Source organism: Streptomyces sp. HUAS MS02 (assembly GCF_055702265.1).
Map to the genome: position 1 here is coordinate 4,084,165 of NZ_CM146747.1, position 22,879 is coordinate 4,107,043.

Consider the following 22,879-nt stretch of genomic DNA (forward strand, 5'->3'; position numbering starts at 1 on the left):
GCGAGGTGCGAGCGCGAGGGGCCAGTCGAGGGGTGCAGAGGTGGTGCGTGCGCGCCCTGAGTCGGTTTGAGAGCGCTCTCAAGCAGATGGGGGCTCATTCTGCTGGCGCGCCCCGCGCGGGTCAACGCCCGTGCGCGGCAGGGGAGGTGAGTGACCGGGTGAGCGGAGTGGGCGCCCCGGCACCTTGTGGGTGCGCGGGACGCCCTACGCCCCCTCACACCCCCAGGTAAGTCTCGTTGTCCGATTGTCCGCTTCCGGGACGTCACCGCTCACTCCGTTCGCAGCGCCCTGGCCGTACCCGTCCGCGCCGCCCACCCCGCCGGCAGCAGCGCGCCCGCCACCGCGATGACCAGCCCGCCCAGCGCGAGGGCGACGAGGACCGGCCCGTCGTACACGGCCACGACGGTGTCCGGCAGGCTCATGCCGACGGCGTCGCCCATGAACGGCGTGACCACACCGTGCAGCACCGGCACGGCCAAGCGCGTTGCCGAGCACCACCCCGAGGACGGAGAGCGCCCGTGACGGCAGGTCACCCGCACCCCCCTGCCATGTACCCGGCGGACGCCGACCTGCCCCGCGTGGTGATCGCCGACGACCAGGCCCTGGTGCGCACCGGGTTCGGCATGATCCTCTCCGCCGACGGCATCGACGTGGTCGCGGAGGCGGCCGACGGGGAGCAGGCCGTCGAGGCGGTCCACCGAACCCGCCCCGACCTCGTCCTGATGGACATCCGCATGCCCGGCACGGACGGCCTGGAGGCGACCCGGCGCATCCTCTCCGGCGCGGTCCCCGACCCGCCCCGCGTCCTCATGCTGACCACCTTCGACCTGGACCGTTACGTCTACGCCGCCCTCACCGCCGGCGCCAGCGGCTTCCTGCTGAAGGACGTCACCCCCGAGCACCTGGTCCACGCCGTCCGCCTGGCCCGCACCGGCGACGCGCTCCTCTCCCCCGCCATCACCCGCCGCCTGATCGAACGCTTCGTCTCCCCGTCCCCCGAGACCCCCGTCCTCCACCGCGACCTGGCCCCCTCACACCCCGCGAACTACAGGTTCTCCGGTCCCTCGCCGCCGGGCTCAGCAACGCCGAACCGGCCGCCCACTTCCGCCTCAGCGAGGCCACCGTCAAGACCCATGTCGCCCGCATCCTCGCCAAGCTCCGGCTCCGCGACCGCGCCCAGGCCGTCGTGGTGGCGTACGAGACGGGCCTGATCGTTCCAGGATCGGCAGCCGGGACGCCGCCCCCGAGGTATAGCGCCAGTCCCTTGCCCCCAGGGCGCCGATCCCCTGTGCCCAGCCTTCTCCCCCTCCCCGCTCTCCCCCTACTTCCCCTACTTCCCCTACTTCCCCAGCTCCACCGTGACGTGCGCGGACAGCGCGCCGAGGAAGTCGGCCGCGTCGAACGCCGCCCCGGCAGAGAGCACACCGGCCCCCTTCACCCGCCCCTCGATCACGCGCCGCACCGCCTCCACCGCGAGCGGTGCGCTGACGGCGTAGATGTCCTGTCCGTGCGCTGTGGCCCGCCGTTCCACGCCCCCGGAACGGACGACGACGTCGACCACGAAGGTCTGCGCGGACCGCCCGTGCTCGTCGACGGCGACCGGCGCGGGCGTGTCCGGCGCGGCCAGATCGCGCGCGGCCTCGACCGTCATGTACGTCCGCACCTCGGGGACGGCCAGATGGGTCGGCACGGTGACGATGTCGGCCATGCTGAACTCCCCGATCACGGCCCGGGTCCCCATCGGCTCGGGGAAGTCCCACTTCGTGGCCGGGGCCGCGTCGTCCCGGTACTCCAGCCGCCCGTCGGCGTACCGGACCCGTCGCCCGCCCCGACGCTGCCGCGAGACCGCGCCCGCGTCCCGTGTCCCCGCCGTGGGGTGCCACCCGCTCAGCCCGTACGCGATGTGCGCCTCGTCCACCGCCGTCCAGCCGGCCGACTCGGTCGCGGCGGTGACCAGCAGGTCCCCGAGTCCGCCGAAGAAGGCCATGGCGGGCACCACGGCGACCCCCGCCGCCCGCGCCGGCTCCCCGAACCGCGCGAACGTGTCGAGATTGGCCTCGATCTCGGCCGCCACGTCCACATAGGGAATCCCGGCGCGCAGAGCCGCCTCGATCACCGGCGCGGCCGTCTCCGCGAAGGGCCCGGCGCAGTTGACCACGGCGTCCGCCCCGGCGAACGCCCGGTCCAGGGAGCCCGGTTCACCGACCGAGGCGACCCGCACCCACCCCTCCGCACCCGCCCCCGACCGCGACTCCGGCTCCGGCTCCGGCCCCGGTTCCAACGTCGCCGCCACCGCCCGCAGCTTCGCCGCGTCGCGCCCGACCAGCAGCGGTACGAACCCCCGCGCCCGCAACTCCGCCACCACGAACCGCCCGGTGTGACCGGACGCCCCGAACACCGCGACCGTACGCCCCGCACTCATCCGCACTCCCCCACATCCACCGTCACCATCGGCGAAGCGTCGATCGCCCCGCCTGACGACCATCCTTCCGAGTGCGGCCGCCCACCACGAGTGTCCGAAACGACGAGCCCCGTACAATTTCCGACATGCCGAGCCCGGACCGGACCACCATCGCGCTCGCCGTCACCGACGGCATGCTGCACTTCGAACTGGCCCTCGCCTACGAGGTGTTCGGCTCCGATCTCTCGCACCTGGTCGACCCCTGGTACGAGTTCGCCCTCTGCGGCCCGGGCCCCGTCTCCGTGGGCCGCTTCCGTCTGGAGCCGGACCACGGCCTGGACCGGCTCCGTAACGCCGACACGGTGATCGTCCCCGGCTGGACCGATGTGGACGTGGCCCCGCCGGCCGACCTGGTCGACGCGGTCCGCGCGGCGCACGAGGCCGGCGCGCGGATCGCCTCGCTGTGCACCGGCGCGTTCGTCCTGGCCGCCGCGGGACTCCTGGACGGCCGCCGGGCCACCACGCACTGGGCCCACACGGACGTCCTGGCCGCCCGCTTCCCCGAGGTGGAGGTCGACCCGGACGTCCTCTACGTCGACAACGGCAGCGTGCTCACCTCGGCGGGCAAGGCCGCCGCGATGGACCTCTGTCTGCACCTGGTCCGCCTCGACCACGGCTCGGCGGTCGCCAACACGGTGGCCCGCCGACTGGTCGTACCCCCGCACCGTTCGGGCGGCCAGGCCCAGTTCGTCCCCGCCCCGGTGCCCACCCGGAGCGACCACCCGCTGACCGACCTGTTCCCCTGGACCCTGGAACGCCTCGATCAGCCTCTGACCGTCGAGGATCTGGCCCGCCGCGCGAGCATGAGTTCGCGCACCCTGACCCGGCACTTCCGCGCGGCCACCGGCACCACCCCGCTCCAGTGGCTCCTCACCCAACGCATCCGCCGCGCCCAGGAACTCCTGGAGACCACCTCCGACAGCGTCGAAGCCATCGCCACCACCACGGGCATGGGGACGGCCGCGACCCTCCGCCGCCACTTCAACCGCACCCTCGGCGTCCCCCCGGACACCTACCGCCGCACCTTCCACGCCGCCCGCTGACTACGTACTGCACACCGCACTCAGCGGCGCCCGCCGGTCGGGCCGCGCCTCCGCCACGTTCTGTACGTCGGCCAGCAGCCCCGGCACGTCGAGTTCCTCCCCGGCGGCGGCGCGGGCGATCGTCAGCAGGACGGCCTCGTAGAAGGCGTCGCGGACGGCGGGGGGCATCACGTCGGAGGCGTCGAGACAGCGCGGGCCGGTGCCCGTGAGGCGTTCGGCGATCTCCCGTTCGACGGGACCGCCCTCCTGCCGCACCCGCCGGTTCGCCGAGAAGACGTCCGCTGCCTCCGCCCACTTCCGCTGGCCCTCCCGGGAGGCCAGCCGCTCGATCAGGTCACCGGCCCGGGGACGGTCGCTGAACAGCGCGGCGAAGTCACCGGTCACCTCGTGGCCCCGCACCCGGTAGCCGCCGCCGGGCAGCAGGGGAGCGGAGTCCATCAGCCCCGCCCCCTGCCGCTTGTCCCCGTAGAAGGAGCGGGCGAAGGAGCCCTGGTGCTCCAGCGCGCACCCGCCCTTGCCCTCGAACAGCAGCCCGTACTCGCCGGGGGCGCCGCGATGGTCGGTGAGCAGGGCCCGCCCGGCCGCCGCCTCGTCCTGCCGGAGCAGCCCGGCCCACGCCTCCCACGCCTCGCGCACCGGAGCCCCGGTCCAGGGCACCGTGGCGTCGCCCAGCGCCCACTTGCCGTAGACCTCCGGACCCTCCCGTTGCAGCACGAGGTCCTCGATCCAGTCGCTGCCGGGCCAGCCGGACGCTCCGTCGTCGCCCATGCCGATGCACCAACTCGTGAGCGGGGCGGGCGAGTTCGCGGGGCGTTCGCCCTCGCGGTACCAGACGATGCTCTTCAGGTCCGCCTTGACCGGCACCCAGTACGCGTCCGCCCGGGGCGAGCTCACCGGCTTCCAGGGGGCGCCGTACTCCTCCTCGGCGTAGAGGCCGTTCAGCGACTTGAGGAGGTTCTGGTCGGCGTACTCGGCGAGTTCGCCGACGCCCGGCATGATCGCGATGTCCGGTGGCTCCCCCGACTGCACCTTGGACAGCAGCACCTCGCGCTGGGCGGCGGTGCCCTGGTACTCGAAGGGGATGCCGAAGCTCCGCAGCACGTCCTCGAACTGCTCCCCCTGCTTGTCGGTCCACGGTCCGAGGATGGTCACCGGTTCGTCGTCCCGCTCCGACCAGACCGCGACCATGCCGCCGGCCGAGACCAGCAGCAGCGCCGCGAGCAGCACGAGCACCTTGAACCGCCGGGTCACCGCCGCCTCCAGTAGTCGCTGTCGAGCCGGAGACCGAGGCCGATCACGGGCAGGACGACGATCAGCAGACCGCCGGTCAGGGTGCCCTGGTACACCCGGTCGGTCCAGGCGTCGTCGGCCAGGACACTCCGCACCTCCTCGGACTTCGCCGTGACGGTCCGCTGCGCGTGCTCCAGTTCCTGGCCGCAGCAGGCGTCCGTGGAGACCCGGGTGATCTCCCGCAGATCCCCGATGACACGGTCGAGGTCGTCCTGGGCGGACCCCATCGTGAGCAGTGGGACGACGGCGAGCAGCACGGTGAGCACGAAGGCCGCGAGCAGATACGGGCTCCAGTCCCGGCCGCAGCGGTCGCGCAGCACGAACAGCGCGGACAGCAGGGTGAACGCGAGGGCTGTCAGGGCGAGTTCGGCGATCCACCAGCCACCGCGCTGGAGCCATCCCTCGGCGACGGTGGCCTCGGCGTGCTTCAGCTGCGTCCGCTGCATCGCGTCCAGACGGGGTACGAGTCCCACGTCCCCGCGCGTGAGCAGCGAGCGCGCCTCGGTGAGCTTCTGGTGCCGCATGAGCGGCTGGTCCCGGTACATCACGGTGCCGAGGGTGAGGGAGTTGCTGTAGGTGGCGAGCAGCCCGTTGACGGTGCCGAGGTCCTGGTCCGTACGGTCCGCGATCCTGGACAGCCCCTGGTCGGCGGCGGAGAGCTGGGCCCGGTAGGTCTCGCCGCGCCCCGCCACGTCGACGAACTCCCTCTCGCCGAGGGCGCGGGCCTCGCGGTCGGCGCGCAGCACCGCGAGCCGGGTGGCGGCGAGCCCCTGCACGGCCGGTGCCTCCTGCTCGGCGACCGTCCCGGCGCCGCCCTGGATCTGCCGGCAGGACACGAACAGGGCCCCGGCCGCCACGAGCGCACACACCGCCAGCAGCACCAGATGCACCTCCAGCAACCGCCGCGTCCGCCACCGCCGCAGCCGGGCCCGCCAGAAACCACCGAGGGAGTACGACCACCGCCGACGCCGTGAGGAGGAACGCCGGGCGGCGAAGAACACGGACCCGCCCGGGCGCGCCGGCGCGGACGCGGACTCGGACGCGGTGGTGGCGAAGCGTAAGGACACGCCTCGGCGCGTCGAGAGTGCGGCGCCCTCCCGGGAAGCCGCCGCCGGGCGCCCGCTCGGAGGAACGGCGGGGAGGTGCCGGCTCCTGCCGTCGTCGGCCGCGAGGCGCCCTCGCCGGACCGCACCGAGAACCCGACCGCCCCAGGAGCCCCTTCCCGATCGTCCGCCACGGAGAACCCACGCGGGCCGCCCGCTACGAGGAGCCCATTCCGACCACCTCGCACGCAAAGCCCACGCGGACCCCTCGCCGCCCAGTGCCCACTTCGAGAAGCCGCCGCTGGGGCCCCACTCCCAAGACCCCACGCGAAGAGCCCACGCAGACCACCCGTCCCGGAAAGCCCACTCCGGCCACACGCCGCGGAAGGCCCGCTCCGGCCGCTTCCCACGTACGGCCCGCTCCGGCCTGCCGCCACGTACGGCCCGTTCCGGCCCTCCGCCCCCGGATGCCCCCTGGTCGGCCGTCACAGCAGTTTCTCCCCGCAGGCCATGCAGTAGCGGGCCTCGCTCCCGGCCGGGGCGGCGCACCGGGCGCAGCGTGCGCCCGGTTGCGGGGCCGCGGTGTCGGTCAGCGGCACGGGCCGGGACCCCGCGCGCAGGATCATCGGCCCGAGCGTGGACGCGTCGACGGCGTCGCCCGGGCGCAGCCGGACCCGCCCCGCCGACGCGTCCTCGATGTCGGCGACCGCACCGATCTCGTGCAGCACCCAGTCCGTGCCGAACCGGGCCGCCAGCCGCGCCGCCCGCCCCAAGTGCCCCTCGGCGACGTTCCACCGCCGTTCCCCGAGCGCGACGAGCCCCCGGCGCAACGCGTCCCGCATCAGGGTGCGCGACTTCTGCTCGCGCACACTGTCGCCCCCCGCCGCGGCCTCGGGCGGCGGCAGCTCGGGCCGGTGCCAGCGCGCGGTGACCGCCGCGTGGACGTCCCCGACGGACACCATGGCGAACTGCAACCACGTCTCCAACGGGTCACCGTCGGCGTCGGCGACGAGCGTGAGCAGATAGTCGCGGCCGCCCTGCTCCCACTGGTACGTCGGAAAGCTCCAGCGATGCGGTCGACCGGGCTGCGGAAGTCCACCGAGACGGTGCGGCCGGGGCGCCTTCTCGTTCAGCGCGACCTGCCGCACCGTGGGCCGTACGGTCACCTCGATCGGCAACTGCGGGGCGTGCACCCGGCGCAACCGCCGTACGGCGGCGGTGATCGCCCCGCCGAGGCCGTCGTCCACGAACTCGGCCGTGCCATGCAGCCGTTCGGCGAGCGTCAGCAACGGCTCGGGCGCCCAGTCCGCGCCCACGGCGAGCACATCGCAGGTGAAGTGCCCCGCGCAGGCGTCCAGTTCCTCCTCCAGCCGGGTCTCGCCAGGGCCGCTGCTGCCGTCGGTGATCAGCAGCAGATGCCGTACGGACAGCGGGCGGGCCGCGAGCAGGGCGCGCGCCCTGGCCGCCCAGACGGCGTACCCGGCGGGGCGCGGGGCGTCCCGGTGCAGCGGTATCGCGCCCGCCGCGAAGGCGGCCCGGCGCTTCTCGTGCTGATCGGCGACGGCCCACTCGGCGTTCCCCCGTGGGTAGCAGGGGACCGGCTCGGGGCCGGCGCCGTGCACCGTGAACGAGATGCCGTCCGGCAGGCCCCTGAGCGCGGCCGGCAGGGCGTGCCGGACGACCGTCCGGAGAGGTTCGGCGACATCGACCGCGATGATCACGGCGAGCTCGATCGCGGGCAGCTCGGCGGGGGCGTCCCCGGCGGTCACGTCAACCCGCAGATGCGCCTCGATCTTCGCGCTGCGATGCGGCCGCACATCACCGTCGAGGTCGACCCGCACGCGGATCTCCGGCCGCGCCGACCGCGCGTGACCGCCCGTACGCTCGCCCAGCGCGTGGCCGCCCGCACGCTCCCCCCGCGCGTGGCCGCCCGTACTCCCGTCCCGCGCGTGGTCGCCCGTGCGCCCGTCCGCCCGCGCTTCCGCACCACCGCGCGTACGCCCGCCCACGAGCCCGTCCCCCTGCCCGCCCGTACGACGCTCCATACGTCCGCCCCCACGCCCGCAGCCCGTCCGCCCGCTCACGCCCTGGCCCATGTGCCCGCTCACGTACCGCCCCATGTGCCCGCTCACGCACCGGCTCATCTGCCCGCCCACGCGCCCGCTCATGTCGTGCGTCACCGTTCCTTCCCCGTTCGTCGCCGTACGCACCACATGGCCGCTGCCCGCCGCCCCCCCTCAGCCCCTCAGCCCCCTCCAGCCCCTCCAGCCGTTAAAGCCCCGCAAGCAACCAATCCCTCTCCCCTTCCCCCGACCCTCCCCCTCCCCCCAGTCAGACCACGGTCTGTGGCCGTACCGCCTGGAGGAGGTCCACGAGGTGTTCGTGCGCGGCGGTGGTCTCCCCGTGCCGGGCGGCGAGTTGGCGATAGTGGGACTCGATCCGTGCGCGCAGCTCCCGCTCCTGCGGGCTCAGCCGCCGCAGACTGCCGGGATCGAGTCGCCCGCCGCCCGCTCCCCGGGGGCCGGGCCGGTCGCCACGGCTGTGGAGCGCGTCCAGCTTCCATTCGTGCAGTTCGGTGCTGAGGCGCAGCGCCTCGTCCTCGGACAGGCTCGGCCCGCCGGCGCCCGGTTCCCGGAGGACGAGGTCGCTCAGTTCGGCCAGGGCCGCGTCGACCTCGCTGGGCGCGGGCAGCGGATCGTCGTCGTGCGGCAGCCGGGCCGCACGGATGCGCAGGGAGGCGATCCGGGTGACGGTGTGGTCCAGGGTGCCGGGACGGACCCGGCCGAGGACGTCGAGCGCGGCCCGGCGGTCGCCCGCCCGGAGCGCGAGCCGCGCGAGCCCCAGGGCCGCGCCCCCGTGCGCGGGGTTGCGGGCGAAGACGGCCTCGTACAGCTCCTTGGCCGTGGGCCCGGCCGCGTCGTCGCCGAGCCGTTCGCCGCAGTAGGCGAGGGCGAGCTTGGGCGCGTACTCGCCGGGCAGTTCGAGGCGGACGGCGGCGAAGTGGCCCTTGGCCTCGGCGACCCGGCGCGGGTCGCCGTCGAGGTCGGCGCGGCGCAGCGCGACCAGCGCGCGGTGCCACTCCAGGCGCCACCGGCGCACGGCGGACGGCCCGGGGATGGAGTCGGCGGTGTCCAGCTCCTCCTGGGCCCGCTCCAGGTCGTCCCGGCTGTTCCGGCCCAGCAGGACCCGTACGTTGTGCAGGCGGATCTCGACCGAGGGCGGCTTGCCCTCCTCCTGGTCGAGGAGCCGGCCGGGGTCGTAGCCGCTGCTCACCTCGAACCGCGTGGTCTGCGGGTCGCCCGGGTAGCGCCTGGGCACCGGCAGCCGGCGGGCGATCTCGGTGAGGGTGGGGGCGCCGAGGTCGAGGGCGGGGGCGAGGGGCGGGTCGTACCGGTCACGGCGGGGGCGGTCGAGCCAGTGCTCGATGCCGGGCACGGTGCCGAGCCGGGCGCCGAGCAGTTGGGGGGACGGCCGGAAGTAGTCGGAGGGTTCGGGCGGGTCGCTCTTGCCGCGCAGGGCGCGGATCTCCCGCAGCGCGCCCCGCAGTTGGCCGGCCATCTCGCGGGCGTCGGCGAAGCGGAGCCCCGGATCGGTGCGGGTGGCGCGGTCGACGACCTCGTGGAAGGAGGCGGTGCCGAGGCCGGGTACCTCGTCGACGGCCCAGCCGGCGAGTTCCCGCAGGGTGACGCCGACGGTGTGCAGGTCGTGGGCGGTGGTGGGCATGGGCGAGGAGGCGGTCTCGGGCGCCATGTAGTCGGGGGTGACGTGGGCGGGCGGCTGGTCCTGGCCCTGTTCGCGCATGCCGCCGAGGTCGATGACCTTGACGCCGTCGCCGTGGTGGACGACGTTCGAGGGCTTCATGTCCCCGTACACGAAGCCCCGTTCGCCGCCCGTGTGCAGATGCACGAGCGCTTCGAGGATCTGGCAGCCGTACGCGGCCACGTGCTCGATGTCGAGGACGGACTCGCCGCGCCGGGTCTCCTTGACGACCTTGTCCAGGGTGCCGTCGCCGACGTCGTCCATGACGATGTACCCGCCGGTGATCCGCCCGGAGTCGTCGCGCCGGGCGACGAAGTCACGGATCTGGACGATACGGGGGTGGCGGATGGCGACGAGGTTGCGGCGTTCGACGTCGGCGAGCCGGGCCCCGTCCTGCTCGTACCGGTTGAGCAGCCCTTTCACGGCGACGATGTCACCGAGGTGGGTGTCCTCGGCGAGGTAGACCCAGCCCTGGCCGCCGTGCGCGATGGGCCCCATGATCCGGTACTGGTCGCGCAGCACGTCGCCCTCGGCGAGTTCGGGCCGGTAGGAGTAGGGCTCGCCGCAGGCCGGGCAGTACCCCTCGACCGGCACCGGGCCCACGGTGTAGGGCGGGGCGAAGGTGATGCCGCACTCGCCGGACGAACAGACCATACGGACGCGCAGCGGCGCCTCGGGGTGGATGAGGCGCTCCTGGGCGGGCCGCGAGGCACGCTCGGGCAGAGCCAGCAGCTCGGCGGGCCCGAACTCCCGGGCCACGTCGGGCAGGGCGGGCAGCCGGGGCCCGTCCTCCGCACGACCGCAGACGGCACAGTGCCGGGTGGGCAACAGGACCCCACCACAGGGAGCCCCACTGAACCGCCGATGCGGACACCTGGGCGCCCCCCGGCCACCGGCCCCCCGGCCGCCTTCCCCGGGACCGTCTCTCCCCGTCCGCCTTGCTTCACGGCCACCTGTCCCCGAGGCACCCGCCCCCCGGTCTGCACTCCCCGGCCCGCCCCGACCGCCGGACCTCATGCCAGACCCCCGGACCTCATGCCGGACCCCCGGACCTCATGCCAGACCCCCGGACCTCATGCCAGACCCCGGACCTCATGTCGGACCTCCGGCTGCCCGCTCTCCGGTGCGCCGCAGATCGGCGCGGAGCGTGCGAACCAACTCCCGCAGCCGGGCAAGCCGCTGCTGCGGATCCCCACCCCCACCGGCACCGGCACCGGCACCGGCACCGGCACCGAACCCGTAGGCCCTCCCCCCACCACTCGCTCCACTCCCTCCAGTCCCCTCGCCCGCGTCGATCAGTCGACGCTCGCCCCGGCGCCGTTCGGCGGTCTCGGTGAGGGAGCCCAGCGACGCGCTGTCGACCACACCGTGTCGAACCGCGCGGCTGAACTCGGCCCGCTCCAGCCGGGCGAGCAACGTGTCCGCGTGGGCGAGCAGCGCGGGCGCGAGAAGTTCGTCGCGGGCGGCGTTCCAGCCGGTGCCGCCCTCGTGCCGGAAGACCAGAAGCAGCCGGAAGCCAAGGGTGCGTAATCGGGCGAGGAGAGCGATCAACGGCCCGGGCTCGGCCTCCTCGTCGAGCCCGTCGACCAGGACGGTGACCCGCTGCCCGCCCACGGGACCGGGCGTCGGCCCGGACGGGGGCGGCCGGGTCCCGAGGAGCCAGTCCCAGTAGGCCAGATACTGCCCGGGCGGAAAGGCGATGTGCCCCAGCGCGTGATCGGCGAGGTCGGGCCGACTGGACACGCCACCCCGGTGGACGAGATCGGCCCGATGCACGAGATGCCGCAGGGACCGTTCCTTCCCACTCCCCGGAGGGACCACGGTGACCTTCACCGGCTCCTCGTCGGCGTACTCGTCACCGAACCACCGCGCCAGCCGCTCCTCGAAACCGTGGTCCCAGGCATGGGGCGTACTCAACTCGGCGACCAGCGGCGACAGTTCGGCGATACGCGCCACGGGAATCAGATACGAGAACGCGAGCCGGTTGTTCTCCGGCAACAACTCGCCCATGTCCCCACGCCAACTGACGACGAGCCCGACGACCCGCGCGGGCCGCCCCTCCCCGGGCCGCGTGCACACGGCGGCCCCGCTGAACCCCCGCCGCACCACCTCGGCCTTGGTGACGGCGTCGAGCTGCACGCGCTCACCGCTGACCCCGCCGATCCGCCCCCACAGACTCATCCCGTCGTCGAAGCCCTCCGCGTATCCGGTGGCGGACACCTCCATCCCGCCCCACAACGCGGTCTCCAGCCGGGCGGGCCGCGCCTGGGGCCGGGGGACGTCCAACCGCAGTACGGCGACGTCCTCACCACCCTCCCCCTCGGGGAGCCATCCGCCGGGCGTCACACGCGCGGACACAGCCTCGATCTCACTGTTCTCCGCGAACTCCACCCACATCACGGCACCCGGATCGCGCACCACATGCGCGCAGGTCAACACGGTGTTCTGATCGATGAGCACCCCGGCGCCGCAGATGGGGCCCCGCGCGCTCCCGCGCCGCAGCCGGAGTCTCCAGTCCGCACGCAATTCCCCCATGCCACCTCACACTACGCGCGGGGCATGGTGCCTCCCTAGACTTGTGAACCAACTTGGATCGGTCAATCGATTCGGTCAATCAACGGAATCCGACGGGGTGTTGACATGAGCGATACCGAACCGGTCGGCCTGGCGGAGGCCATCGGCACGGTCCGCGCGGAACTGGCCCGGGCCCAGGCGGAGGGCGCGGCGAGCGACTGGCGGTTCAGCGTGGAGCAGGTCAGCCTGGAGTTCGCGGTCCAGTTCCACCGCTCCGGCGAGGGTGGCGCGGGCCTCCGCCTCGGCGTCGTCGAGGCCCGCCTGGGCGGCACGGTCAGCCACGACACCACCCACCGCATCCAGGTGGACCTCAAGCCCCTCCCGGGCCCGACGGGCCACCACCACGAGGTGGGCCGCTGATCCCTCCCGGGGCGTGATCACCGCCTTCCGGCCCATACGACACCGCATCACACCCCCAAGCCCGCCCTCCCCCACCCCCACAGCGCAAGGCAGTGCGGCGCGGGGCCGTGGCCGGTCCCCCGTCTCGGCCACAGCCCCGCCTGGTGTGGAGGTCGGTCATCGACGGATCAGCAACAGCCGCCTGCGGTTACCGGTTCCTTCGCGCCGGTGTCCGTGCCGGAGTCGGCCGTTCCGGTGCAGCAGGTGCTTCCCTGCTGCTTGGCGAGGAAGTCGGCGTCGGCCTTGACGACGTACACCTCCCAGGGTTCCTGGCCGGGGCCGTGGACCCAGACCTTGTCCTGGAGGGCGTAGCAGCAGGTCGTGTCGTTCTCCACGTCGGTGTTCAGACCCGCCTGGCCCAGGCGGGTGGTGGCGGCGTGGACGGCCTCGGTCGTCTCGACCTCGACGCCGAGGTGGTCCATGCGGGTCGCCTCGCCTGCGGTGCCTTCGATGAGGACGAGCTTGAGTGGGGGCTCGTCGATGGCGAAGTTGGCGTAGCCGTCGCGGAGTTTGGCGGGCTCGGTGCCGAAGAGCTTCGTGTAGAAGGCGATGGATGCGGCGAGGTCGGGGACGCGGAGTGCGAGCTGTACACGGGATGCCATGGCGAACCTTTCGGGGTGGGTGGGTTGTTCAGCAGCCGCCGGACGTGGCGGCCGGGGCGCCGATGCCGATCTGGAGGGTGGTGGGGGCGGCGCAGCATCCGCCGCCGGACTGTTCGGCGTTCTCCGGCTCGTCGAAGAGGCCGGCCCCGCCGCACACCCCCGTTTCCGGGAGGGTGAGTTCAACGCGCTCGGCGGCCTCCTGGTCTCCGGCGAGGGCGGCGGTGATGGAGCGGACCTGCTCGTAGCCGGTCATGGCGAGGAAGGTCGGGGCGCGGCCGTAGGACTTCATGCCGACGAGGTAGAGGCCCTGCTCGGGGTGGGAGAGCTCGTTCACGCCGTGCGGGTAGACGGTGCCGCAGGAGTGAACGTTGGGGTCGATGAGCGGGGCGAGGGCGGTCGGGGCCTGGAGGCGCTCGTCGAGGCCGAGACGGAGCTCGGAGAGGAAGGACAGGTCGGGGCGTAGGCCGGTCAGGACGATGACCTCGTCGACCGGGTCCAGACGGCGGCCGTCCTCGGCGACGAGGACGAGCTGGTCGCCGTCGCGCTCCACGGACTGTGCGCGGAAGCCGGTGACCGCGCTCGCGTGGCCGGCCTCGACGGCTTCCTTGGCACGCAGGCCCAGCGCGCCGCGGGCGGGGAGCTGGTCGGCCTCGCCGCCGCCGTAGGTGTCCGCGCCGATGCCCCGGCGCAGGATCCACACCGCGTGTGTGTCCTCTTCCTGCTTCGCGAGGTCGGCGAGGAGGGCGAGGGCGGTGAAGGCGGAGGCGCCGGAGCCGACGACGGCGGTGCGCCTGCCCGCGTATCGGGCGCGAACGGCCGCGTCGTTCAGGTCGGGGACGCGGTAGGAGATGCGGTCGGCGGCGCTTTTCTCGCCGAGGGCGGGCAGGCCGTCGGCTCCCATGGGACTGGGGACGGACCAGGTGCCGGAAGCGTCGATGACGGCGCGGGCGGTGATCCGCTCCTCGCGGCCGTCGGCGGACCGGGCGTGCACGGTGAAGGGCTGCTCGTCACGGCCCGCGTCGACGATCCGGTCGCGGCCGGCGCGGGCGACACCGGTGACCGTGATGCCGTAGCGGACCTTGTCGCCGAGGACGGCGGCGAGCGGCTGGAGGTACTGCTCGGCCCATTCGCCGCCGGTCGGGTAGGCGGAGGCGTCCGGGTGGGCCCAGCCGGTCGGGGCGAGGAGCTTCTCGGCCGCCGAGTCGACGACCTCGCCCCAGGTGGAGAAGAGGCGGACGTGCGACCACTCGCGCACGGCGCTGCCCGCCGCCGAACCGGCCTCCAGGACCAGGGGGTCGATGCCGCGCTCGACGAGATGGGCGGCGGCGGCCAGGCCGATCGGGCCGGCTCCGATGACCACGACGGGCAGCTGGTCGGTGGCGGGCGCGTTCACGAGGATTCCCCTTTGTTTCGACGTTCATCAATGCCTTGCCCAGCCAGGATGGCACCTGATTAGACAACCGTCAACATAGACATCCATCGAATCCGGAGCGGTGGCCCTCGCCGGGCTGGTTAGGCGTATGTCAACATAGACGCATGTCGAATTCGAAGGTGTTGCCGCTGCTGGAGCCCGAGGCCGTGGCGCCGTGCTGCCCTCCGCTGACCGAGCGCCCCTTCACCGCCGAGGAGGCCGAGACGGCCGCGCGGATGTTCAAGGCGCTCGGTGACCCGGTGCGGCTGCGACTGTTCTCCTCGGTGGCTTCGCACGAGGGCGGGGAGGCGTGCGTGTGCGACATCTCCGACGTCGGGGTGTCCCAGCCGACCGTCTCCCATCACCTCAAGAAACTGAAGGAGGCGGGGCTGCTCTCCTCCGAGCGCCGCGGCACGTGGGTGTACTACCGGGTGGAGCCGTCGGTTCTCGCGGCGATGGGCCGGCTGCTGACCCAGGCCGCGCCGACCGCCTGACCTTCACCGGGTCAGCTCCTGCGATTCCACGGCTTTCCGCCGTGCGGGCTCAGTCGTGACGGGCGAGCTTGACCGCGGAAACGAGCAGGATCAGGGCCAGTAGGGGAATGAGTACCAGGTCCGAGAAGACGCCGAGCAGCAGGCCGCCCAGCATCGCACCCGCAATCGAGCCTGCGGCCATGATCAGGGTGAAGCGGCGGTTGGCGCCCAGCACGGCGAAGCTGCCGTCGCGGCTGTAGCGGGCGAAGGCCACCAGCATGGTCGGCAACGACACCAGCAGGGACAGGCTGCCGGCCGTCTTGATGTCCACCGCGAACAGCAGCACGATCGTCGGGATCAGCAGCTCGCCTCCGGCCACGCCCATGATCGCCGCGACCACGCCGATCCCGAAGCCCGCCACGACCCCGCAGGGCACCTGGGCCCACAGCGGCAGTGCGAGCGTCCCCACGGCGGTGAGGTGCGTGGCCATCAGGGCGGCGGCCATGAGCACCATCAGCCCCGCCAGCACCTTGTAGAGAGTGGAGCTGCGCATCCGCACCGCCCACGAGGCTCCGGCCCAGGCCCCCAGCAGGCTCCCGGCCAGCAGGTTGACCGCGACGGACCAGTGGGCGGCCACATCGGAGGCGGAGACGGCTGCAAGACGGGCGGGCAGCGCGGCCAGGACCACGACCAGGCTCATCGCCTTGTTCAGGATGACCGCGGAGAGTGCGGCGAACCCGAATAGGCTGATCAGGAGCGGCAGGCGGAACTCCGCGCCGCCCAGACCGATCATCCCGCCCAGGACACCGATGCCCGCTCCCGCGCCGAAAACCCACGGCGTCGTATGTGCCGAGCGGGCGGGCGCGAGATCTTTGCCGGTGGTCATGGTGGGCATCCTCGCTGGCAGAGGCCGCTGCCCGCTACGGCGCCTCCTCGCCTTCAGGGAAAGACACCGGGCACCGGCTCGGGATTCGTCCGGCCCTCTGAACCGACCGGCGCAGTCCGGGTGTCAGGGATGACGAAGGCGGGTCGGAGGCGGCTCAGGTGGTAGCCGCCGGCGAGCCCGGCCTGGCCGCCATCGATCACCACCACCTGCGTGCGGTGGCTCATTCGGCCGGTCGTCCGGGCATGAAGATGAGCGCGACCAGCGCCAGGCCGACCGCGCCGCCGATGAGCTGCATGCCGATGAACCCGGCGAGCGAGCCGGGGGCGATGCCCGCGAAGGTGTCGGTGAACGCGCGGCCGATGGTCACGGCCGGATTCGCGAAGGATGTGGACGAGGTGAACCAGTAGGCGGCGCCGATGTAGGAGGCGACCGCGACCGGCGCGAAGCGCAGCTGGTTCGTGCGGGCCAGGCCGAAGATCAGCAGGATCAGACCGGCGGTGGCGACGACTTCGCCCAGCAGCAGATGACCCGCGGACCGGTCGTGGGTGGACCACTTCACCAGCGGCTCGCCGAACATCGCGTCCGCCAGGATCGCGCCCGCGATCGCGCCGACGATCTGCGCGGGCACGTACACAGCCACCTCGCGCGGGGTGACCCCGGGACCGCCGCGTCGGGCGGTCCACCACTCGGCCAGGGTGACGACCGGGTTGAAGTGGGCGCCGGAGACCGGTCCGAGCAGGAGGATCAGGATGCCGAGGCCGAAGACGGTGGCCGTGGAGTTGGCCAGCAGTTGCAGACCGACGTCCTTGGTCAGTTGGGTGGCCTGGATGCCGGAGCCGACCACGACCGCCACGAGCAGGGCGGTGCCTATGAGTTCGGCGGCGGTCCGGGCGACCAGCGGGGTGCGCGGCGGGGTGGCGCCCGGCGCGGGAGCCACGGACTCGGGCGCAGGACCGGCCGGCGCGGACTCCGCGGTCGGGGCGGCTTCGGCGGCGGTCATGGGCAGGCCCTCTTGTTCTCGGCGGCGGTGCGAGCGGACTCGGCCAGGTCGGCGAACCGACTGGCGAGCTGGGCGATGACGTCGGGCTTGAGCCGGTAGTAGATGTACCGGCCGCACGGCTCCGTCTCGACGACCCCGGCCTCGCGCAGCACCTTCAGGTGGTTGGAGAGGTTGGTCTGCTTGGCACCGGTCTCCTCCACAAGGTGGGTGGTGCACAGCGTCTCTTTGGCGAGCAGAGTCACGATTTGCAGCCTGAGCGGGTCGGCCAGAACCCGGATCAGATCAGTGTCGACTGACGTCATCATGGGCTGATACTGTCACATCAGTGGTGGCTGACACCACCGGGTGCTGACATCAATCGCACCTGATGCCGTCGTGAGACACGCGAGACAAGAGAGCCCTCTGATGTCCGACAAGCCCTCCGTGCTGTTCGTCTGCGTCCACAACGCCGGCCGTTCCCAGATGGCCGCCGCGTGGCTGACCCACCTGGCCGGGGACCGGGTCGAGGTCCGCTCCGCCGGCTCCAACCCCGGTGCCGGCGTCAACCCGGCCGCCGTCGAGGCCATGGCCGAGGTCGGCATCGACATCTCCGCCGAGGTCCCGAAGATGCTCACCGTGGACGCGGTGAAGGAGTCGGACGTCTGCATCACCATGGGCTGCGGCGACACCTGCCCGGTCTTCCCCGGCAAGCGGTACCTGGACTGGACACTGGAGGACCCGGCCGGGCAGGGCGTGGAGGCCGTACGTCCGATCCGCGACGAGATCAAGGTACTGGTCGAGGGACTGATCAAGGAGATCGCGCCGGAGCCCCAGGCATGAGCGCGGCCGAGAGCACCACAGGCATACGCAACGTCATCGTCGTCGGCTCCGGCCCCGCCGGATACACCGCCGCCCTCTACACCGCCCGCGCCTCGCTGAAGCCGCTGGTCTTCGAGGGCGCAGTCACGGCCGGCGGCGCGCTCGTGCAGACGACCGAGGTGGAGAACTTCCCCGGCTTCCCGGACGGCGTCATGGGCCCGGACCTGATGGACAACATGCGGGCCCAGGCCGAACGCTTCGGCGCCGAACTCGTCCCCGACGACATCGTCGCCGTCGACCTCACCGGCACGGTCAAGACCGTCACCGACTCCGCGGGCACGGTCCACCGGGCGAAGGCCGTCATCGTGGCGACCGGCTCGCAGCACCGCAAGATCGGTCTGCCCGGAGAGGACGCGCTGTCCGGCCGGGGCGTTTCGTACTGCGCGACCTGCGACGGCTTCTTCTTCCGCGAGCACGACATCGTGGTGGTCGGCGGCGGCGACACGGCGATGGAGGAAGCCACCTTCCTCTCCCGCTTCGCCCGCTCCGTGACGATCGTCCACCGCCGCGACACCCTGCGCGCCTCCATGGCCATGCAGGACCGCGCACTCGCGGACCCGAAGATCTCCTTCGCCTTCAACCGGGAGGTCGCCGCGATCCACGAGGACGGCGGCAAGCTCGCCGGACTCACCCTGCGCGACACCGTCACCGGCGAGACGTCCGAACTCCCCGCCACCGGACTGTTCGTCGCCATCGGCCACGACCCGCGCACCGACCTGGTCACCGGCCAGCTCGACCTGGACGACGAGGGCTACCTCAAGGTCTCCTCCCCCTCCACCCGCACGAACATCGCGGGCGTCTTCGGCGCGGGCGACGTCGTCGACCACACCTACCGTCAGGCGATCACCGCGGCGGGCTCCGGCTGCGCGGCGGCCCTCGACGCCGAGCGGTACCTCGCCGCCCTGAGCGACACCGACCCGGTCGGCGAACCGGCCGTAGCCGCCGTCTGACTCCTGGAGGAAGACCATGGCTCTCAAGAACGTCCTCGATGCCGCTCCTCGTCCGCGAACTCGAGACGGCGGAAAGCCAGCAGCTCGTTCACATCAAGGGGCTGAACCCCGGCGCCAAGCAGCGGTTCGATCTGGTCGACCCTGCCAAGGAACCGCCCCGCTACTGGCCGCGATAGCCCTTTCCCTGACCGAACAGTCCGGCTCGCGATGCAACGGCCTGCCGGGGTGGAGAGAGAACACGCCCCCCATCCACACGGGCCTGTCCGGCGCCATCCTCGCTGACTGAACATGCCCTGGTTCTGAGGGTTCAGCACCACCTCGGCCTCTCCCGACTTGCCCGGCGAACCCTGGGCTTGCCTGCGAAAGGACTGGGCACACCTCGGCCTACGTTCCCCGGATGTTCCCCTTGGGCGCCAAAAAGGCCCTCCGCGATCCACCACGGAGAGCCCACGAGCCTCTGACCTGCTTTTTTAAGAGCCGCCTTCGGGATTCGAACCCGAGACCTACGCATTACGAGACCACAAGCGTTCGTGTCGTGTAGTGCTTCGTCATGCCGTCTGGTGATGTTCTGGCTGATCAGAGCATGTACAACGGGTTGACCCGTGCCACCCCGTGACGCACAGTCCAAAGGCGTCCGTCCACCGACTGTCCACCGGCGGGACCACCCCGTCAGCCGCCCATCACCCCCTCATCGCTTCCGGCGAACCCCTGACACGACCGGAACCCGCCGTGGGGACAACTGTCCACTTTCCACAAGGAGGAGCATGAACGCGCGCTGATCCGCGCCCTCTTGGGCGGGCCGGGCCCCGCCGACCGGCTTCTCTGCCCCGACCCTCACGTCGGCATCCCCCGCTCCGCCAGCCCGCTCTCGTACGCGATGATGACCAACTGAGCACGATCACGCGCATGCAGCTTCGCCAGGAGGCTGCTCACGTGGGTCTTCACCGTTGGCAGGCTGATCACCAGTTGCCCCGAGATCTCCGCGTTCGACAAGCCGTTCGCGATCAGCACGAGCACCTCCTGCTCCCGCTTGGTGAGGCCGACCAGTCGCGGGGCCGCCCGCGTCGTTTCGTCGGTACGGGAGAAGTTCGCGATCAGGCGGCGGGTGACCGTGGGGGCCAGTACGCCCTCGCCCGTGGCGATGACCCGGATGCCGGCGACCAGGTCCGCCGGTGAGACGTCCTTCAGCATGAAGCCGCTCGCGCCGGCTTGCAGGGCCGGGTAGACGTACTCGTCCATATCGAACATGGTCAGGGCCAATACACGGACTGCCGTCAGCGTTTCGTCCGAGCAGATCTCCCTCGTGGCTGCGATGCCGTCCATGACCGGCATGCGGAGGTCCATCAGGACGACGTCCGGCTTGAGTTCGCGTGCGAGTTGCACGGCCCTGGCGCCGTCCTCCGCCTCGGCTATCGCCTTCATTCCCGGTGTCGAGTCGATGAGGAGGCGGAAGCTTCCGCGCAACAGGGCCTGGTCGTCCGCGATCAGGACCCTGACCGGCGTGTCCGCCATTCCGTGTGCCTCGTCCCTTACCTGCTGGACCTGCTGTCCCTACTGTTCATCGAGCTTTCGAGCACTGCGATGCTAACAGTCCTGTTCTCCTCAACTGCTGTGTCGCTGTTGCGTGTTGAGCATCAGCTCCCCCGTCCCCGTGTCCCCGACCACGACCGTCGCTCCGTACGGCTCCGACAGTGCGGCGAAGTCCGTGAGGATCTCCTTCGCCGCTGTCGGGGCTGCCATGCGCGGGCGGCCCCTGCGGTGGACCGGGTGGCCGAAGCCCAGTTCGATCGGGTGGAGGCGGGCTTCGGTCAGCTTGCCGTCGTCGAAGGTGAGGACCGGGACGAGTGATTCCCAGTACTGGCGGTGTGGGGCGAACAGGCGGCGGTCATGTGCGCTCAGTTCGGCGAAGTAGCGGCCTGGTGTGAGCTGTTCGGCCGTGGGGACCTTTGCGTAGTCCTCCGCTGGGATCCGGTCCGCAAGGTCGATCTGGCTCACGATGTTGCCCAGGCTGTAGAAGATCGGTTTCCGGCGGTAGAGCTCCACTCCGCGGAGTTGGTGCGGGCCGTGGCCGACCACCATGTCGGCGCCCTCGTCGATCATCCGGTGGGCGAACTCCCGTAGGAACTCCCCGGGGGTTTCCGGTGTCGGGCCCGGCTCGTGGGAGTGCACGCTGACCATGACCAGGTCCGCTCGGCGTCGGGCCTCGGTCACCCACCGGGAGATCTCGTCCAGGTCCTTCGGGTCGCATGTGGTGGTGAAGCCCGGGGCGTCCGCGGCCTGGAAGCGGGTGCCGAACAGGGTGAGCCGGTCGGGTGCGGGCATCGCGGGGTCGAAACCGAGGAGTGTGCGGGCCTCGGCCCGGCGGGCCCGAAGGCCTGTCTCGCCGTCCATCTCCCTGAGCAGGTCCAGTTGGGTGGGCGTCACCTGAAGGGTCGCGCGGTGTCTGAGCGGGTTCAGGCCCGGGCGGCCCGGCAGGTCCGGAGACGGGGGCGCCGCCTCATGGCCGGCCAGGAACGTCGTACTGCAGGAGATCAGAGCCAGGCTGCCGCCGGGGCGGTCCACGTAGACCGGTCGGCGGGCGGCGGTGAGGTCGGGGCCGATCCCCGCGAAGGGGATTCGCTTCGCGTTGAGGAGGTCCACGGTGCCCAGGACGCCGTTCGTGCCCAAGTCCAGCGCGTGGTTGTTCGCGCAGCCGAGCACCGTGAAGCCCATCGCCGTGATGTCGTCGATCACCGCGGGGTCCGCTATCAGGCCGCCGCCGCTCGCCGCGTTGTGTATGGGGTGGCCTTCGCCTGTGGCGGGGACCACCTCCAGGTTGGTGAAGGCGAAGTCCGTAGCCCGCAGCACCTCCCGGAGTTCCTCCGCCGCAGGGTCGGACGTGATCAGCGCTCCCCTGGTCGCCATGCAGTCGCCGGAGAGCGCCACCGTCAGCCGTGTCATCCCCTGGCCTCCCGCACCGCGCGGGTCAGCGAGGCCGCCGCGTCCGGTCCGGTGACCTCGATGCGGTCGCCGTCGACCATGACCGTCGGGGTCAGCGCGACCTTCCGGGACGCGGCGGCGTCGGAGACGTATGTCACCCAGGGGGTGTACGCAGCCTCCTGGACGCACTTCGCGAAGCCCCCGTCGGTGATGCCGGCTTCCTCTCCGGCCGCGATCAGCTGGGCCTCGCCGAGTCCCGGCCCGCCCTCCGGGGGCTGCTGGTCGAACAGCACCGCGGAGTACTCCTCGAACCTGCCCTGGTCCGCCGCGCAGGCCGCCGCCGACGCCGCCCGGGTCGAGTAACCCTCGGGGCTGCTGCGACCGTCGAGGAAGGCGACCGGGTGGTAGACGACGCTGACGTCTCCGGCCGCCTTCAGGGTCTCCAGTTCGGCGGCCAGGGCCTTTTCCGTGTTGCGGCATTCGGGGCAGAGGTAGTCGAGGTAGAGGTCGATCCGTACCGCGCCCGTCGAGGCGGCCAGCCCCGCCTTGTCGGCGGTCGCCCCGGCGGGGACCCGGGCCGGTGCCTCGCCGGGCTCGGTGTTGTTCGCCCGGACGAGGCCGGCGCCGACGAGCGCGGCGGCGACCACCACGACGGCGGCCACGAGCGACACCAGCAGGGTGCGCCGTCGGCGGTGACGCTTCCGCACCATCTCCCGCACCATGGCGTCGGTCGACTGCATGTCTGTCACTCCTTGACTCACTCCTTCACGTCCAGGACCCAGCGGTCCAGCGCGTACCGGGTTCGTGGATTGCGGACCAGGAAGGCGGCGGCGCCGAGGAAGACCAGGTCGCGTGCGATGTCGATGACGTAGCCGCGTTCGGCACCGCTCGTCAGGGTGCCCCCGCTGCTGAAGCAGCCGCAGTCGATGGAAAGTCCCCTTGCCCATACCGAGGTGATGGCGGCTATGTAGATGGCCATCAGGGCCGCGGTGGCGACCGCCACCGCCCTGGTCGCCAGGCCGACGATCAGGAGCAGTGCGAGCGCCAGCTCGATGAACGGCAGGACGCCGCCGACGAGTTGGGCGGATTCGTCGGGGACGATCCGGTAGAGGGCGACCGTGCGGCCCGACTCCGTGAGATCGCGTATCTTCACCAGGCCCGCGTAGCCCAGGACCGCCGCCAGGAGGAGCCGTGCGGCCATGCCCACCCAG

23 protein-coding genes and 1 pseudogene are annotated in these 22,879 nt (G+C 72.2%); 7 read left to right on the plus strand and 17 right to left on the minus strand.

Annotated features, from left to right (window positions below; genetic code table 11):
- Positions 1-269: 269 nt before the first annotated feature.
- Positions 270-473, minus strand: coding sequence for a hypothetical protein (locus tag ACZ9QC_RS17505; protein WP_472920959.1), 204 nt, complete (start codon positions 471-473; stop codon positions 270-272).
- Between the two features lie 75 nt (positions 474-548).
- Between ACZ9QC_RS17505 and ACZ9QC_RS17510 the strand changes: the two are divergent.
- A pseudogene (locus tag ACZ9QC_RS17510) lies at positions 549-1,231 on the plus strand (response regulator); the annotation flags it as partial.
- Between the two features lie 108 nt (positions 1,232-1,339).
- On the opposite strand, the gene ACZ9QC_RS17515 reads toward ACZ9QC_RS17510, so the two are convergent.
- The gene (locus ACZ9QC_RS17515; protein WP_472920960.1) at positions 1,340-2,422 is read right to left on the minus strand and encodes a saccharopine dehydrogenase NADP-binding domain-containing protein; all 1,083 of its coding nucleotides are present in this window, start codon (positions 2,420-2,422) and stop codon (positions 1,340-1,342) included.
- A gap of 125 nt (positions 2,423-2,547) precedes the next feature.
- Here ACZ9QC_RS17515 and ACZ9QC_RS17520 point away from each other — a divergent pair, with 125 nt between their 5' ends.
- Positions 2,548-3,504, plus strand: a complete 957-nt coding sequence (locus tag ACZ9QC_RS17520; protein ID WP_472920961.1) for a helix-turn-helix domain-containing protein — start codon at positions 2,548-2,550, stop codon at positions 3,502-3,504.
- Here the strand turns inward: ACZ9QC_RS17520 and ACZ9QC_RS17525 are convergent, their stop codons facing one another.
- The 5 genes from ACZ9QC_RS17525 to ACZ9QC_RS17545 all read right to left on the minus strand — a co-directional run bounded on the left by ACZ9QC_RS17525 (position 3,505) and on the right by ACZ9QC_RS17545 (position 12,131).
- Complete coding sequence (locus tag ACZ9QC_RS17525; protein ID WP_472920962.1) at positions 3,505-4,755, minus strand: extracellular solute-binding protein; 1,251 nt, start codon at positions 4,753-4,755, stop codon at positions 3,505-3,507.
- A complete protein-coding gene (locus tag ACZ9QC_RS17530; RefSeq protein WP_472920963.1) occupies positions 4,752-5,861 on the minus strand; it encodes a hypothetical protein in 1,110 nt (369 codons plus the stop codon). The genes ACZ9QC_RS17525 and ACZ9QC_RS17530 overlap by 4 nt, the downstream gene beginning before the upstream one ends.
- A 461-nt stretch (positions 5,862-6,322) precedes the next feature.
- A complete protein-coding gene (locus tag ACZ9QC_RS17535; protein WP_472920964.1) occupies positions 6,323-8,005 on the minus strand; it encodes a hypothetical protein in 1,683 nt (560 codons plus the stop codon).
- A gap of 163 nt (positions 8,006-8,168) precedes the next feature.
- Positions 8,169-10,250, minus strand: coding sequence for a serine/threonine protein kinase (locus ACZ9QC_RS17540; RefSeq protein ID WP_472921723.1), 2,082 nt, complete (start codon positions 10,248-10,250; stop codon positions 8,169-8,171).
- 438 nt (positions 10,251-10,688) lie between these two features.
- On the minus strand, positions 10,689-12,131 hold the full coding sequence (locus tag ACZ9QC_RS17545) for a S1 family peptidase (RefSeq protein ID WP_472920965.1): 1,443 nt from the start codon (positions 12,129-12,131) through the stop codon (positions 10,689-10,691).
- Between the two features lie 105 nt (positions 12,132-12,236).
- Here ACZ9QC_RS17545 and ACZ9QC_RS17550 point away from each other — a divergent pair, with 105 nt between their 5' ends.
- Positions 12,237-12,530 carry a trypco2 family protein gene (locus ACZ9QC_RS17550; RefSeq protein ID WP_230215657.1) on the plus strand — a complete coding sequence of 98 codons (294 nt, stop codon included), beginning with the start codon at positions 12,237-12,239 and terminating at the stop codon, positions 12,528-12,530.
- Positions 12,531-12,697: 167 nt separating this feature from the next.
- On the opposite strand, the gene ACZ9QC_RS17555 is transcribed toward ACZ9QC_RS17550, so the two are convergent.
- Positions 12,698-13,171 (minus strand): ArsI/CadI family heavy metal resistance metalloenzyme, encoded by a 474-nt coding sequence (locus ACZ9QC_RS17555; RefSeq protein WP_472920966.1) that lies wholly within the window; start codon positions 13,169-13,171, stop codon positions 12,698-12,700.
- A 28-nt stretch (positions 13,172-13,199) separates the two neighbouring features.
- A complete protein-coding gene (locus ACZ9QC_RS17560) occupies positions 13,200-14,564 on the minus strand; it encodes an NAD(P)-binding domain-containing protein (protein WP_472920967.1) in 1,365 nt (454 codons plus the stop codon).
- Positions 14,565-14,707: 143 nt separating this feature from the next.
- On the opposite strand from ACZ9QC_RS17560, the gene ACZ9QC_RS17565 reads away from it, so the two are divergent.
- Entirely contained in the window at positions 14,708-15,076 is a 369-nt protein-coding gene (locus ACZ9QC_RS17565) for an ArsR/SmtB family transcription factor (protein ID WP_472920968.1), read from the plus strand.
- A gap of 49 nt (positions 15,077-15,125) precedes the next feature.
- On the opposite strand, the gene ACZ9QC_RS17570 is transcribed toward ACZ9QC_RS17565, so the two are convergent.
- The 4 genes from ACZ9QC_RS17570 to ACZ9QC_RS17585 are packed head-to-tail and all read right to left on the minus strand — an operon-like array spanning position 15,126 to position 17,246.
- Positions 15,126-15,941, minus strand: coding sequence for a sulfite exporter TauE/SafE family protein (locus tag ACZ9QC_RS17570; RefSeq protein WP_472920969.1), 816 nt, complete (start codon positions 15,939-15,941; stop codon positions 15,126-15,128).
- Positions 15,942-15,994: 53 nt separating this feature from the next.
- A complete protein-coding gene (locus ACZ9QC_RS17575; RefSeq protein WP_472920970.1) occupies positions 15,995-16,165 on the minus strand; it encodes a hypothetical protein in 171 nt (56 codons plus the stop codon).
- Positions 16,162-16,941: an aquaporin gene (locus tag ACZ9QC_RS17580; protein ID WP_472920971.1), complete on the minus strand. Its 780-nt coding sequence runs from the start codon at positions 16,939-16,941 to the stop codon at positions 16,162-16,164. Before ACZ9QC_RS17580 ends, ACZ9QC_RS17575 begins: the two co-directional genes overlap by 4 nt.
- Complete coding sequence (locus ACZ9QC_RS17585) at positions 16,938-17,246, minus strand: ArsR/SmtB family transcription factor (RefSeq protein ID WP_472920972.1); 309 nt, start codon at positions 17,244-17,246, stop codon at positions 16,938-16,940. Before ACZ9QC_RS17585 ends, ACZ9QC_RS17580 begins: the two co-directional genes overlap by 4 nt.
- Before the next feature lie 100 nt (positions 17,247-17,346).
- Between ACZ9QC_RS17585 and ACZ9QC_RS17590 the strand changes: the two genes are divergently transcribed.
- The 3 genes from ACZ9QC_RS17590 to ACZ9QC_RS17600 are packed head-to-tail and all read left to right on the plus strand — an operon-like array spanning position 17,347 to position 18,925.
- Positions 17,347-17,760: an arsenate reductase ArsC gene (locus ACZ9QC_RS17590; protein WP_409134149.1), complete on the plus strand. Its 414-nt coding sequence runs from the start codon at positions 17,347-17,349 to the stop codon at positions 17,758-17,760.
- Complete coding sequence (trxB, locus tag ACZ9QC_RS17595; RefSeq protein ID WP_472920973.1) at positions 17,757-18,749, plus strand: thioredoxin-disulfide reductase; 993 nt, start codon at positions 17,757-17,759, stop codon at positions 18,747-18,749. The genes ACZ9QC_RS17590 and trxB overlap by 4 nt, the downstream gene beginning before the upstream one ends.
- 38 nt (positions 18,750-18,787) lie before the next feature.
- A complete protein-coding gene (locus ACZ9QC_RS17600) occupies positions 18,788-18,925 on the plus strand; it encodes a hypothetical protein (RefSeq protein WP_472920974.1) in 138 nt (45 codons plus the stop codon).
- Between the two features lie 658 nt (positions 18,926-19,583).
- Here the strand turns inward: ACZ9QC_RS17600 and ACZ9QC_RS17605 are convergent.
- The 4 genes from ACZ9QC_RS17605 to ACZ9QC_RS17620 form a co-directional block, all read right to left on the minus strand.
- On the minus strand, positions 19,584-20,261 hold the full coding sequence (locus ACZ9QC_RS17605; protein ID WP_472920975.1) for a response regulator: 678 nt from the start codon (positions 20,259-20,261) through the stop codon (positions 19,584-19,586).
- 90 nt (positions 20,262-20,351) lie between these two features.
- On the minus strand, positions 20,352-21,689 hold the full coding sequence (mslH, locus tag ACZ9QC_RS17610; protein WP_472920976.1) for a lasso peptide C-terminal Trp epimerase: 1,338 nt from the start codon (positions 21,687-21,689) through the stop codon (positions 20,352-20,354).
- Positions 21,686-22,408 carry a DsbA family protein gene (locus tag ACZ9QC_RS17615; RefSeq protein ID WP_472920977.1) on the minus strand — a complete coding sequence of 241 codons (723 nt, stop codon included), beginning with the start codon at positions 22,406-22,408 and terminating at the stop codon, positions 21,686-21,688. Before ACZ9QC_RS17615 ends, mslH begins: the two co-directional genes overlap by 4 nt.
- Positions 22,409-22,425: 17 nt before the next feature.
- On the minus strand, positions 22,426-22,869 hold the full coding sequence (locus ACZ9QC_RS17620) for a MauE/DoxX family redox-associated membrane protein (protein ID WP_472920978.1): 444 nt from the start codon (positions 22,867-22,869) through the stop codon (positions 22,426-22,428).
- Positions 22,870-22,879 lie beyond the last annotated feature (10 nt).